Annotated in this window: 12 protein-coding genes; 3 read left to right on the forward strand and 9 right to left on the reverse strand. The window is 65.3% G+C overall.

The features are described from left to right. Positions 1-48 precede the first annotated feature (48 nt). The 4 genes from P8192_RS10305 to guaB are packed head-to-tail and all read right to left on the reverse strand — an operon-like array spanning position 49 to position 4,333. On the reverse strand, positions 49-612 hold the full coding sequence (locus tag P8192_RS10305) for a DUF3817 domain-containing protein (RefSeq protein WP_278156816.1): 564 nt from the start codon (positions 610-612) through the stop codon (positions 49-51). After that, on the reverse strand, positions 609-1,571 hold the full coding sequence (locus tag P8192_RS10310) for an SURF1 family protein (protein WP_278156818.1): 963 nt from the start codon (positions 1,569-1,571) through the stop codon (positions 609-611). Before P8192_RS10310 ends, P8192_RS10305 begins: the two co-directional genes overlap by 4 nt. Before the next feature lie 48 nt (positions 1,572-1,619). Next, a complete protein-coding gene (locus P8192_RS10315; protein WP_278156820.1) occupies positions 1,620-2,756 on the reverse strand; it encodes a GuaB3 family IMP dehydrogenase-related protein in 1,137 nt (378 codons plus the stop codon). A 32-nt stretch (positions 2,757-2,788) separates the two neighbouring features. Continuing rightward, a complete protein-coding gene (gene guaB, locus P8192_RS10320; protein ID WP_278156822.1) occupies positions 2,789-4,333 on the reverse strand; it encodes an IMP dehydrogenase in 1,545 nt (514 codons plus the stop codon). 179 nt (positions 4,334-4,512) lie between these two features. On the opposite strand from guaB, the gene P8192_RS10325 reads away from it, so the two are divergent. Continuing rightward, positions 4,513-5,982, forward strand: coding sequence for a TIGR01777 family oxidoreductase (locus P8192_RS10325; RefSeq protein WP_278156824.1), 1,470 nt, complete (start codon positions 4,513-4,515; stop codon positions 5,980-5,982). Here the strand turns inward: P8192_RS10325 and P8192_RS10330 are convergent. Both P8192_RS10330 and P8192_RS10335 read right to left on the reverse strand, forming a co-directional pair. Continuing rightward, positions 5,964-7,430 carry a dicarboxylate/amino acid:cation symporter gene (locus tag P8192_RS10330; protein WP_278156826.1) on the reverse strand — a complete coding sequence of 489 codons (1,467 nt, stop codon included), beginning with the start codon at positions 7,428-7,430 and terminating at the stop codon, positions 5,964-5,966. The genes P8192_RS10325 and P8192_RS10330 overlap by 19 nt on opposite strands. An 85-nt stretch (positions 7,431-7,515) precedes the next feature. Next, a complete protein-coding gene (locus tag P8192_RS10335) occupies positions 7,516-7,983 on the reverse strand; it encodes a hypothetical protein (protein ID WP_278156828.1) in 468 nt (155 codons plus the stop codon). Between the two features lie 73 nt (positions 7,984-8,056). Between P8192_RS10335 and P8192_RS10340 the strand changes: the two genes are divergently transcribed. Next, on the forward strand, positions 8,057-8,419 hold the full coding sequence (locus P8192_RS10340) for a hypothetical protein (protein ID WP_278156830.1): 363 nt from the start codon (positions 8,057-8,059) through the stop codon (positions 8,417-8,419). Positions 8,420-8,475: 56 nt separating this feature from the next. On the opposite strand, the gene P8192_RS10345 is transcribed toward P8192_RS10340, so the two are convergent. The 3 genes from P8192_RS10345 to groES form a co-directional block, all read right to left on the reverse strand. After that, positions 8,476-9,456, reverse strand: a complete 981-nt coding sequence (locus tag P8192_RS10345) for a 2-hydroxyacid dehydrogenase (protein WP_278156832.1) — start codon at positions 9,454-9,456, stop codon at positions 8,476-8,478. Between the two features lie 108 nt (positions 9,457-9,564). After that, on the reverse strand, positions 9,565-11,160 hold the full coding sequence (gene groL / locus P8192_RS10350) for a chaperonin GroEL (RefSeq protein ID WP_270104748.1): 1,596 nt from the start codon (positions 11,158-11,160) through the stop codon (positions 9,565-9,567). A 106-nt stretch (positions 11,161-11,266) separates the two neighbouring features. Next, positions 11,267-11,563, reverse strand: coding sequence for a co-chaperone GroES (gene groES / locus P8192_RS10355; protein ID WP_270104747.1), 297 nt, complete (start codon positions 11,561-11,563; stop codon positions 11,267-11,269). A gap of 214 nt (positions 11,564-11,777) precedes the next feature. Between groES and P8192_RS10360 the strand changes: the two genes are divergently transcribed. Beyond that, on the forward strand, positions 11,778-13,109 hold the full coding sequence (locus tag P8192_RS10360; protein WP_278156836.1) for a THUMP-like domain-containing protein: 1,332 nt from the start codon (positions 11,778-11,780) through the stop codon (positions 13,107-13,109). Positions 13,110-13,111: the final 2 nt, after the last annotated feature.

Genomic DNA, 13,111 nt, shown 5'->3' on the forward strand with positions numbered 1-13,111 from the left:
CACGGCTTCCAGAATAGTCGGTGCTCGAGGATTCTCTGGACGGGCCCGCTAGTAGCGGCGCACGGCCTCGGGGTGGGCTTGGACTTCGGCCACAGTCTGCCGGTGGATCTGCTTCTCGACGATGAACGACAGGAAAGGCACCACGCCGCCACCGGCCATCAGCAGCAGGCGCATCCCGTTCCAGCGCATCAGCGACCAAAGGCGGAAACTGGCCAACAGGTAGACGACGTACATCCAACCGTGGACGATGAGGATCAGCAGCGAGATGTTGATCCCGTCGACGATCTCGCCGGCCGGGTGGAAACCGAGCACGTTAGTGGCACCAGCGGCAGAGGCGTCCTCCAGGCCGACCCGGGTGCCGCCGGCGAAGAGCTCCAGGTTGAACCCGTACTTCAGCACCATTTCGGCCACCAGAAGCAGCAGCAGAATACCGGTGAGCCAGGCGCAGATCTTGTAGAAGGTCAGCGCACCGCGAATCTGCCGGTTGGTGCCGCCGAATCGGCGCTGGGTGCCGCTGGGACGCGGCGGTGCCGGCGGCAGGTCGGCTTCGGTGATCTGCTCCGGATCGGGCAACTCGGCCGGGTTCACCGGTTCTGATTGCGGGTGACTCATCGGTCCTCCTGGTTCGGGGCGGTCTCGCCGTGAAACTGGTGATACGCCTTTTCGGCGGTTGCTTTGGCAGCACGTGCTTCAGCTCGACGTCGTTCCAACTCGCGGGAGCGCCACTGGCGCTCCCATTCTTCGTCGAGCAGTTCCTCGCGCCGGTCTTTCAGGTGGTCGTCGCGCATGAACCGCCACCACAGGTACAGCGCCATGCCGGCGAAAATGATCCATTCGATGGCATAGAAGATGTTGAGCCAGACGACTTCCTGCTCCTGCGGCTGCGGGGCCACCAATACCTGCTCGATGCCGGCGGTACCGTCGGCTTCCAGCGCCTCGCCGGCGGAGCCATCAGCACCGATAGGGGCGAAACTGCTGGCGGCAATGTAGGCGGCGTAGAGCGGCTGGTTCCAGATGTTGACCAGTTCAGAAGTCGCCACCGCCGCGTTGGTCATCGGGGTGACAGAGCGGTCCAGTGCACCGGCTACAGGGCCTTCGGGAGGCAGCAGCCGTCCGGTGACCTCTACCGTGGTGCTCGATGCGTCCACTCCGATGGCTTCGGTGAACAGCTCACGCAGCTCGGCTTCGGAATCCGCGGCCGGCGGCTCTGCACTCCAGCCCCAGACCACGGGGATCCCGTAGCTTCCGGGGGCGTCGTCCACATCGGCCAGGGCCACCAGCCAGTAGCCGGTTTCGCCGTCGCGGAGCCGATTTTCGATCACGACCGTGCTGGCCGCATCCACCGTACCGGTGAAGGTAACGATCTGGTCGGCCTGGGCGCCCATCAGCGGTTCGCCCGGTTCGAAGTGCTCGGTGAGCTCGACCGGGGTCTCCGTCTGGCTCAGCGGCGGCGGCGCCGTGGAGACAGATTGCTCAAACTGCCACCGGCTGAGGAACACGAACACCGTGGACACGACGATCGCGAGGATCAGGAAGCCGATCCACTGGGGTTTCAGGGCGGTTTTCAGCACGCGGGATCCTTGATCGGGCTGCTCTTCTCTCTCGTAAGTGGACGACGGTCAGGACTGCGGAGGCGAGGCCACCTGGACCTCAACCTTCTGGAATTCCTTGAGCTCGGTGTAGCCGCAGGAGGCCATAGCCCGGGCCAGGGCACCCATCAGGTTTGCGGTGCCGTTGGTGTGGTGGGTGGGGCCCACCAGGACCTCTTCCAGGGTGCCGACGGTGCCCACCTGGGTGCGGTCGCCGCGCGGCAGCGTCGGGTGTGCTGCTTCGGCGCCCCAGTGCCAGCCGGCGCCGGGGGCTTCCCCGGCGCGGGCGAGTGCAGCACCCAGCATGACGGCGTCGGCGCCCATGGCCAGAGCCCGGACGATGTCGCCGGAGTTACCCAGTCCGCCGTCGGCGATGACGTGCACGTAGCGGCCGCCTGACTCATCCATGTAGTCGCGTCGGGCCTCGGCGATGTCCGATATAGCCGTCGCCATCGGCACACGCACACCCAGGGCGCGGCGGGTAGTGGAGGAGGCTCCGCCACCGAAGCCGACGAGCACACCAGCGGCACCGGTGCGCATCAGATGCAGCGCCGGAATGTAGCCGGCCGCGCCGCCGACAATAACGGGAACGTCGAGCTCGTAAATGAACTGCTTGAGATCCAGTGGCTCCTGGGTGGCGGAGACGTGCTGGGCGGAGACGGTGGTGCCGCGAATGACGAACATGTCCACGCCAGCGTCGATCACCGTGCGGTAGTGCTCCTGGGTGCGCTGCGGGGTCAGGGCCCCGGCGACCACCACACCGGCGTCACGGATTTCGGCGATGCGCTGGCTGATCAGTTCCGGCTGAATCGGCGCGGAGTAGAGCTGCTGAAGCCGGGCGGTGTTCTCTGGGGAGAACTGCTCGGCGTTCAACGCGGCGATCTCTTCGAGAACCGGCTCGGGGTTCTCGTAGCGAGTCCACAGCCCCTCCAGGTTGAGCACGCCCATGCCGCCGAGCTTGCCCAGCGCGATGGCGGTGGCCGGTGACATCACCGAGTCCATCGGCGCACCGATCACCGGCATGCCGAAGTTGAAAGCGTCGATCTGCCAATCCAGGTTGACGTCTTCCGGACCGCGGGTGCGGCGGGTGGGGACGATGTTGATGTCGTCCAGGGCATAGGCACGACGGCCGCGCTTGCCGCGGCCGATCTCCACTTCATAGCTCACAGTGCTTCTCGTTCCTTAGGCTTCCCGTAGGGTCAGCGGGCGCGGTAGTTCGGCGCTTCCACCGTCATCATGATGTCATGCGGGTGGGATTCCTTCAGACCCGCAGGAGTGATGCGCACGAATCGGCCATCGCGCTTGAGCTCGTCGATCGTTCGTGCCCCGGTGTAGAACATGGTCTGGTGCAGGCCGCCCACCAGCTGGTGCAGCACCGCTGAGAGCGGACCGCGGTAGGGCACCTGGCCCTCGATGCCTTCGGGGATCAGCTTGTCTTCGGTGGGCACATCGGCCTGGAAGTAGCGGTCCTTGGAGAAGGATCGCTGTCCATTGCGGGTCTGCATGGCACCCAGCGAACCCATGCCGCGATAGGCCTTGAACTGTTTGCCGTTGTAGAAGACCAGATCGCCGGGCGACTCAGCGGTGCCGGCCAGCAGCGAACCCAGCATCACGGAGTCAGCGCCGGCCACGAGGGCCTTGCCAATGTCGCCGGAGTGCTGCAGACCGCCGTCGGCGATCAGGGGAACACCCGCGGGGATGGTGGCCTTGGAGGCTTCATAGATCGCAGTAATCTGCGGCACACCCACGCCAGCGACGACGCGGGTGGTGCAGATCGAGCCCGGGCCCACACCCACCTTCACGGCGTCGGCCCCGGCGTCAACGATAGCCTTGGCGCCGGCGTAGGTGGCTGCCTGGCCGCCGATGATGTCGACGTGGGCCGAAGCCGGGTCTTTCTTCAGACGGGCGATCATGTCGAGCACGCCCTGGGTGTGGCCGTTGGCGGTGTCGACGACGAGGACATCCGCGCCGGCTTCCACCAGCGCCATGGCCCGGTCATAGCCGTCGCCGAAGAAACCGACGGCGCCGCCGACGCGCAGTCGGCCCTCGTCGTCCTTGGCGGCGTTGGGGTACTGCTCGGCCTTGTCGAAGTCCTTGACGGTGATCAGCCCCTGCAGGCGGTTCTGGTCATCCACCAGTGGCAGCTTTTCAATGCGGTGGGTGGAGAATAGCTCCACGGTTTCTTCGCGAGAGATGCCGACCTTGCCGGTGACCAGTGGCATCGGGGTCATGGCCGTGCGCACGGTACGGGTGGCGAATTCTTCGCGGCGGATGAAGCGAGTGTCGCGGTTGGTGACGATGCCCAGCAGCACCTTGTTCTCGTCGACCACGGGCAGGCCGGAGACGCGGTACTGGGCGCAGAGTTCCTCGAGCTCCTCGAGGGTTTCCTCGGGGCCGACGGTCACCGGGTCAATAATCATTCCAGACTCGTTGCGCTTGACCCGGTCCACCTCGGTGGCCTGGTCCTCGATCGAGAGGTTGCGGTGGATGATGCCCATACCGCCCTGACGGGCCATGGCGATGGCGAGACCGGCTTCGGTCACGGTGTCCATGGCGGCCGAGATAACGGGAACGTTGATGTTGATGCGCCGGGTGAGCCGGGTGGTGGTCTCAGCGTCGGCGGGGATGACGTCGGTGGCGTTGGGCAGCAGCAGGACGTCGTCATAGGTGAGACCGGTGAAGCCGAACGGGTCAGCCGCCTGAGAGACGGGATCGGGAGATGGTCCAGAGGTGGGGGTGCTCACAGAAAAATGGCCTTTCGATCTACATGCCCGGGTGCGGATGCTCAGCTCAACATGGCGGTGCACCCAGTGTATTCCCCCGCGAGGTTTCAACTGAACCGAGTGACCGATGGTGACACCGCGACGTGGCCAGGATCACCGAGTAGCCTGGGGCCACGCCCACCAGCGGAAACGGAGCCACCATGTCAGCAGATTCACCGCGTCGCCACCTCTTCGAGCACATGATCACTGTGCCCCATTCCCGTGAGACCGTCGCGGCCTGGCACGAGCGCGGCGGAGTATTGCCTCGGTTGAGTCCGGATTGGTCGACCACGGTGTTGCAGGAACCAGATCAGGGGCTGCATCCCGGGTCTCGAGCCCGGTTGCTGATGGGACCCGCCGGGCTCGTATCGCTGTTACCCTCGGCTCGGCTGGCCCGACGTGCGGGGGTGCGCTGGGAGGCGTTGCACACCGCATGGGAGCCCGGGCACGGGTTCACCGATGTGATGGAGTCCGGTCCCCTGCGCTCCTGGACGCATCAGCACGGGTTTGTCGACGTCGAATCGGACGCATCGTGCCGGATCGAGGACCGGATCGAATATGAACTTCCCGCCGCCATCGAAAGCATCCCCGGGGCCGCCGCCCGCTTCGACACCGAGCTCGAGCGGATCATGGCCTTCCGGTCGCGAGTGATGCGCGACGACCTGGATTTCCAGGCCCAGGTTGCCACTGATCACCCCCTGACGGTGGCGATCACCGGTGCCTCCGGATTGGTGGGAACCCAAGTCTCGGCGCTGTTGCGCTCCGGCGGCCACCGGGTGATCACCCTGGTGCGCCATTCCGGCCCCAGCCGTCGGATCGACGAGCACCACATCAGCTGGGACCCCGCGCAGGGCGAACTCGATGCGTCCTTACTGATCGGCGTCGACGCGGTGATCAACCTCTCCGGAGCCTCGATCGCAGGCCCCTTCACCGCAGCCCATCGCCGGACGGTCTTCGCGTCCCGGGTCGACTCCACTTCCACCCTGGTCACCGCACTGCGTTCCGTGGCCGACCGAGGCGGTCCACACACCCTCATCAGCGCCTCGGCTTCGGGGTTCTACGGTCACGATGCGAGCGCTCACGATGAGGATGCCGCCCACCTCGATGAGACCGCACCCAGTGGAGATGATTTTCTGGCCGCGGTGTGTCGACAGTGGGAGCAGGTGGCTTCCGGTGCCGCCGAGGCAGGAATCCGAGTCGTCACCGTGCGCACCGGGCTGGTGCTTTCCTCCGCTGGCGGGCTATTGGCCGCCCAGCTGCCGCTGTATCAGGCCGGTGCCGGTGGCCCGATGGGCTCGGGCGGGATGTGGCAGCCTTGGGTGTCCCTGGATGATCTGGCGCAAATCTACGTGTGGGCGGTCGTCCGGCCCGAGGTCACTGGACCGGTCAACGCGGTGAGCCCGCAGCCGGTGCAGCAGCGCGAGTTCGCCGCCGCCCTGGGCGATATTCTGCATCGACCAACTGTGCTGCGTACCCCGAACATCGCCCCGGCCTTGCTGCTGGGTGCTCAGGGAGCGCGAGAGCTGGCGCAGAGTTCGGCACGCCTTGCTCCGGCCGCATTGGAAAGGTCCGGGTACCGTTTCCGGCACCCGGACCTGACCTCGGCCTTGCGTCACACGCTGGGTCGCTGAGCCGATCCGGCCTCGGCGCCGACGCGCTCGGCGTCGACCGGCTCGTCTTGCGCGTGGTCGACCACGTCCTGCGTCTCCGGCTCGGCCAGTTCAACGTCGTCATTCATCAGCTCCACGCCGGCGTGCTTGGCGTTGTAGAGCGACTCGTCCAGGATGCCTTCCTGCTTCGACACCAGCGCAGGCACCAGGGCCTGACCCACCACGTTCACGGCGGTGCGGCCCATGTCGACGATGGGGTCCACGGCGAGAAGCAGGCCGACACCGGCCAGCGGCAGCCCCAGGGTGGACAGGGTCAGGGTGAGCATCACGACGGCACCGGTGGTGCCCGCGGTCGCTGCCGACCCAAGCACGGAGACCACCACGATGAGCGCGTAGTCGGCCAGCGTCAGCTGGATACCGAAGAACTGGGCCACGAACATCGCGGCAATCGCCGGGTAGATAGCAGCGCAGCCGTCCATCTTGGTGGTGGCGCCCAACGGCACTGCGAACGCAGCGTAACCGGTAGGCACTCCGAAGTTTCGCTCAGCCACGCGCTGAGTCACCGGCAACGTGCCGATCGAGGAGCGGGAGACGAAGCCCAACTGGAAGGCGGGCCACACACCGGAGAAGAACTTGCGGATGCTCAGCCCATGGGCCTTCACCAGCACCGGGTAGAGCACCAGCAGCACAATAGCCAGACCGGAATAAATGGCGAGCACAAAGGTGCCGAGGGCGCCCATGGTGGTCCAGCCGTAGGACGCCACCGCGTTGCCGAGCAGACCCACGGTGCCGATCGGAGCGATACGGATGATCCACCACAGCACCTTCTGGATCACGGCCAGGGTGGACTGCGAGAAGTCCAGGAACGGCTCGGCTTTCTTGCCCAGTTTCAAGGCGGCCACACCGACGACGATCGCGATCACCAGGATCTGTAGCACGTTGAACGACACCGAGGTCGTCATGGTGCCGTCGTCACCGGCAGTGGTCGAGGCCGACAGTCCCAGGAAATTGGAGGGAATGAGACCCTGCAGGAACGCCAGCCAGTCGCCGGTGCGGCCCGCGTATTCCTCCGGGGCTTCCTGCCCGGTGCCGACGCCGGGTTGGAAGATCGCGCCCATGGCAATGCCGATGAGCACAGAAATGAACGCGGTGATGGCGAACCAGAGCAAGGTTTTCCACGCCAGGCGGGCGGCGTTGGTGACCTGCGCGAGGTTGGCGATGGAGGCGACAACGGCGAAGAACACCAGTGGGATCACCGCGGCGCGCAGCAAGGAGATGTAGCTGGAGCCGATCAGTTGCAGCGTCGTGCCCAGACCGGTCGGGGTCTCCTCGGTGTGGCCAGCGGCGCGGGCCACCAGGCCGAGAACGACGCCGAGCACGAGAGCGGCCAGGATCTGGAATCCGAAATTGGTCATCCACCCGGGCAGGGTCCTCTGCCGGGGTTGGATATCAGTGCGAGTTGAAGACATGCGAGCACCGTAGTCCGAAAACGCTGGACGACCTGACCGATCGGTCACGTGAGGACACACTGTGACCCCGGTGACTCTGCAAGCGTTATGCGGGAGCCAGCAACAGAGTAATCAGGAGGATCACCGGCCGCGAGAGGAAAGAGCTGGCGAAGATCGTGTCACGCACCAACAAGGTGGGCAGCCGAAACTGGGATGCGAAGAGGAACACGTTCTGCGCGGTGGGTAGTGCCGCCATGGCTACCACCCCGAACAGCTCGAGCCCACTGAGCCCAAACACGAAGTGCCCCAGCAACCAGGCCGCTGTGGGCATCAGGGCCAGTTTCGTCAGCATGTCCAGGGGTTGCCAGATCACCTCTGGCGGCGTCCAGGAAGTCAGTGACACCGCTGCGCCGACGACGGCGGCGATGCTCACAGGATTCGCCACTGCTTTCAGCACCGTCGTCCACAGCGGCTCCTTCGTCTCGGCCCGGTGGCGGGAGAGGAAGGAGAACACCGTGAGGTAGATCGGGGCGATGACCAACAGCTGCGCCATTAGCACGGAGACGGCGGGCATAGCCGAGCCGGCGGCAAACAGCGCGATCGGCAGTCCGATATTGCCCGCATTGACATAGGACGCCGCTCAAGCCATGGCGATGATTTTGCTGGTGATGGGTGCCGGCGGTGCCTTCAAAGAGGTGCTCGTCTCGGCGGGCATTGCCGATTACATTGCCGAGACCACCAGCGGTTTGAATTTCAGCCCATTGCTGCTCGCTTGGGTGATTGCCGCGCTGCTGCCCATCGCCTTGGGCTCAGCCACGGTTGCCGTCGCCACCGCTGCCGGTGTGGCCGCTCCCCTGGTGGCTGCCACCGGTGCCTCACCCGAGCTGATGGTCCTGGCGACCGCGTGCGGGTCGACTGCCTTCAGCCACGTCAACGATCCGGGCTTCTGGCTGTTCAAGGAGTACGTCAACCTCAGCGTCGGGCAGGCGCTGGCGGTGCGTAGGACTTAAACCACGGTGCTGGCCGTGCTGGGCATCATCGGGGTCTTTGGACTCAGCCTGGTCTTCTAGACTGGAGTAACCAGGGTCTGGCTGGTCACCCAGCTGCGCACGTTCTCCAGAGTCAGCCGCGCCATATCCTCGCGGGTCTCGCGTGTGGCGGATCCAACGTGCGGGTAGAGGACAGTGTTGCTCAGCTCGAGATAACGGTCATCAACGTTGGGTTCGTCGACGAACACGTCGAGACCGGCAGCAGTGATGGTGCGGTTCTGCAGCGCGGCGATGAGTGCTTCGTCGTCGATGACCGAACCACGGGCGATGTTGACGACGACGCCACGCTCCCCCAGCGCGCTGAGGATCTCTGCGTCGACGAGACCGACGGTCTCCGGACCACCCACGATAGCAACGACGAGGACGTCAACATTCTCGGCCAGCTCCCGCGGGGTGGCGTGGTAGGTGTAGCCCGGGGTGTCCTTCGCGCGGCGGGACCAGTAGTGGATTTCACTGCTCAGGGCTTCAAAGCGGCGGGCAATATCGAAGCCAATGCGCCCCAGCCCGAGGATGCCCACCCGGCGGTGGTGTGCTCGGGTGCTGAAGGGGAACGGCCCTTCCTGCCATTTTCCGCTGCGCACGAACCGGTCGGCCGCCGAAAAGCGACGCATGGTGTCGAGGTAGAGCCCCAGTGCGGTGTCAGCGACACATTCATTGAGCACGTCGGGAGTGTTCGACAGCGGGATGTTGCGCTCGCGGAGCCCTTCGACGTCGTGAGCGTCGTAGCCGACCCCGAAATTCATCACGGCCTCGAGGTGCGGCAGCCGGTCCAGCATCATGGCGTCGACCCCGCTGCCGGCGGTGGCCACCGCGATCTTGATCGTCTCCCCGTGCTCGGCGAGGAACTCGGCGCGGTCGTGCCGGGAAGCCGGGTAATGCAGTGGCTGGAGCTGGCCTTCGAGCTCCTCCTCGACCAGAGGATGCTGACGTCCGATAGAGAGAACCGCGCCACGGTAGGCGTCGAGGGCAGAGGCAGGCAGGTTCAGCAATTCCGGCATGGTCTTCATCCTACCCGACAATGCCCTGCCGGACCAGGTCCAGCAGGGCATTGAGCGCGAGTCAGTGACCAGAATCGGTCACCTGGAATTCAACGTGATCAGCGGGGATCAGTCTTCGTCCTCATCCTCGACCTTGTCAGCCACCAGGGTCTCGGTGGTCAGCACCAGAGCCGCGATGGAGGCGGCGTTCTGCAGGGCAGAGCGGGTGACCTTCACCGGGTCGATGACGCCGTCGGCGAGCAGGTCGCCGTAGACGCCGGTCTTGGCGTTGAAGCCGTGGTTGGGCTCCAGCTGGGCCACCTTGGAGACCACGACGGAGCCGTCTTCGCCGGCGTTCAGGGAGATCCAGCGCAGCGGCTGCACCAGAGCCTTACGGACGACGTCGACGCCGTGTGCCGCATCGCCAGAGAGCGCGGACACATCAGCATCCTCGTCCAGTACGGACAGGGCGTTGATCAGTGCGGTACCGCCGCCAGCCACGATGCCCTCTTCCAGAGCAGCGCGGGTGGAGTTCACGGCATCCTCGATGCGGGCCTTGCGCTCCTTGAGCTCCACCTCGGTGGCAGCGCCGACCTTGATGACGCCCACGCCGCCGGCCAGCTTGGCCAGGCGCTCCTGGAGCTTCTCACGGTCCCAGTCAGAGTCGGTGGCGTCGATCTCAGCCTTGATCTGTGCCACGCGTGCCTCCACGTCGTCCGCGGAGCCTGCACCCTCGACGATCGTGGTGTTGTCCTTGGTCACGGTGATACGGCGAGCAGAGCCGAGCACCTCGGTGCCGACCTGATCCAGCTTCATGCCCAGATCCGGGGAGACCACCTGTGCGCCGGTGAGGATCGCGATGTCCTGCATCATGGCCTTGCGGCGGTCACCGAAGCCCGGAGCCTTCACGGCCACGGCGTTCAGGGTGCCGCGCAGCTTGTTGACCACCAGGGTGGACAGGGCTTCGCCCTCGACGTCCTCGGCGATGATGAACAGCGGCTTCTTCTCCTGCAGGATCTTCTCCAGCAGCGGCAGGAACTCCTGAACGTTGGAAATCTTGCCGGAGTTCAGCAGGATGTAGGCATCCTCCAGCACGGCTTCCTGACGCTCGGCGTCGGTGACCATGTGCGGGGAGAGGTAGCCCTTGTCGAACTGCATACCCTCGGTGATCTCCAGCTCGGTGGAGGTCGTGGAGGACTCTTCGATGGTGATCACGCCGTCGGCGCCGACAGTGTCGAAAGCGCGGGCCAGCAGCTCGCCGACTTCGTCGGACTGAGCCGAAATTGCGGCCACGTGGGCCACATTCTTGCCTTCGACGTCGCGGGCGTTCTCCTGCAGGCGCTTCTCGACGGCGGCGGTGGCCACCTCGATGCCCTTCTTGACCTCGTTCGGGGCCGCACCGGCGGCCACCAGACGCATGCCCTCGTTTACGAGAGCCTGGGCCAGCACGGTGGCGGTGGTGGTGCCGTCACCGGCGATGTCGTTGGTCTTGGTGGCGACTTCCTTCGCCAGCTGAGCACCCATGTTCTCGTAAGGGTCCTCAAGCTCCACGTCGCGGGCGATGGTCACACCGTCGTTGGTGATGTTGGGTGCACCCCAGGCCTTGTCGAGCACCACGTTGCGGCCCTTGGGGCCGAGGGTGACCTTGACGGTATCGGCGAGCTTGTCGATACCGGCCTGTAGCGCACGGCGAGCGTCGTCGTTGAACAACAGCTGCTTTGCCATGTGTTGTTACTCCTCTAAATCTGTTCTGACGTCTGAAGTAGAGCGGCCCAGCCGGCCGGTGGCCGACCGGGCCCGCTCTCAGGTGGTCTTAATCAGCGCTGCTGAGTCACTTGGTGACGACGGCCAGCACGTCGCGAGCGGAGAGCACCAGGTACTCTTCGCCGCCGTACTTGACCTCGGTGCCGCCGTACTTCGAGAACAGCACCACGTCGCCCTCGTTCACGTCGACGGCGATGCGCTCACCGTTGTCGGCCACGCGGCCGGGGCCCACTGCCACCACGGTGCCCTCCTGGGGCTTCTCCTTGGCGGTGTCCGGGATGACCAGACCGGAAGCGGTGGTCTGCTCGGCTTCCAGCGGACGGACAACAATGCGATCCTCGAGGGGCTTGATAGAGACGGCCATGTCCGCACTCTCCTTCTGTAGTTCCATAAATCTGTTGTGCGCCGGGGGCGAGCCAACCGTCGTCGCGGGTGCCGGATGGCTAGTCCTTCAAGGCTTTGTCACTCGCTATGCTCGAGTGCTAATCCGACTCTAAGCCGAGACTTAGCACTCGGTCAAGGTGAGTGCCAGTGTTGCGTTCACCCAAGCGGCTTACAGACGGCGGTACCGTGGAGTGGTGACTGATTCCTCCACCACCGGCGCTTCGGCGCTTGCCCCCGTATTGCGCCCCGAGGGGTGGGAGCTACTACGGCGACTCTCGGATGAGCTCGGCGACCATCGCGCCTACCGCGACGCGGACGCCCTACGCTGGTCCACCCAGTTACGCGGCGAGGGACACGACCCAGAAACCGTAGCCGCGGTGCTCACCCAGTTGCGGTTACGGTCCCGAGCGGTCGAGAAATTCGGCCCGTTCACCGATCACATGGTCTTCACCGACGACGGCTTACAGCAAGCCACCCGGCTCTCGGTGGCGGCCCGGCACGCTCACCGATTCCAGGACGCCGGGGTGACATCCGTGGCAGACCTCGGATGCGGACTGGGCGCTGACGCCCTAGCCATGGCCGCCCTGGAACTGAATGTCACCGCGGTCGAGATGGACGAGTCCACTGCGGCGGCGGCCACGATTAATCTCATGCCGTTCCCGAACGCCACCGTGATCTGTGCCGACGCGCTGGACTGGCACGACGGGCTGGACGAGAGCTCACGCCCGGAGGCGTACTGGTTGGATCCGGCACGGCGAGTGCTCGATGGCTCCAGCACAGACACCACCGGGGGCTCGACGCGCATCTTCGATCCCGAGGCGTTCTCGCCTCCCCTGTCCTTCGTGGAGCGCCTGGCCGACACCGGAGCCCCAGTAGGGGTCAAATTGGGCCCGGGCCTACCCCATGCAGCCATTCCGGAGACCGCAGAAGCGCAGTGGATCTCGGTGGATGGGTCACTCCTGGAAACCGTGCTGTGGTTCAACGCCGTGCGTCGAGATGATGTACGTCGCGGCGCATTGGTGATCGATGCGGCAGGGAGCACCAGCGAGCTGATCAGCGCCGCTGATTTCGACGATGACCCGGAGGTGCCGATTTCCGGGCGCGAGGGCATCGCCGGGTACTTATACGAACCTGATTCCGCGGTGATCCGTTCCGGGCTCATCCGACAGCTGGTGGCCGATACCTTCGGTTCGGTGGGCGGGCGAATGTTGGACGAACACATCGCCTATTTCTGCGCCGATGAACCCGTGTCGACGCCGTTCGCTACCGGCTACCGGGTGCTGGACGTGCTGCCATACAGCGTCAAGGGGCTGCGCCGCTGGGTTCAGGAGCAGTCGATGACGCGACTCGACATCAAGAAACGCGGTGTCGATGTGGTGCCCGAGGAACTGCGCCGACTGCTGATGTCGGGTCAGAAGAAGAAGCAGAAGAAGTCCGGCGGCTCCACGCCTGCTCCACGCACGGCAACCCTGGTTCTCACTCGTGTGGGCGAAGACCGGCTCGCCGTAGTGGTCGAGCCGGTCTAATC

Source organism: Citricoccus muralis (assembly GCF_029637705.1).
Taxonomy (GTDB): Bacteria; Actinomycetota; Actinomycetes; order Actinomycetales; family Micrococcaceae; genus CmP2.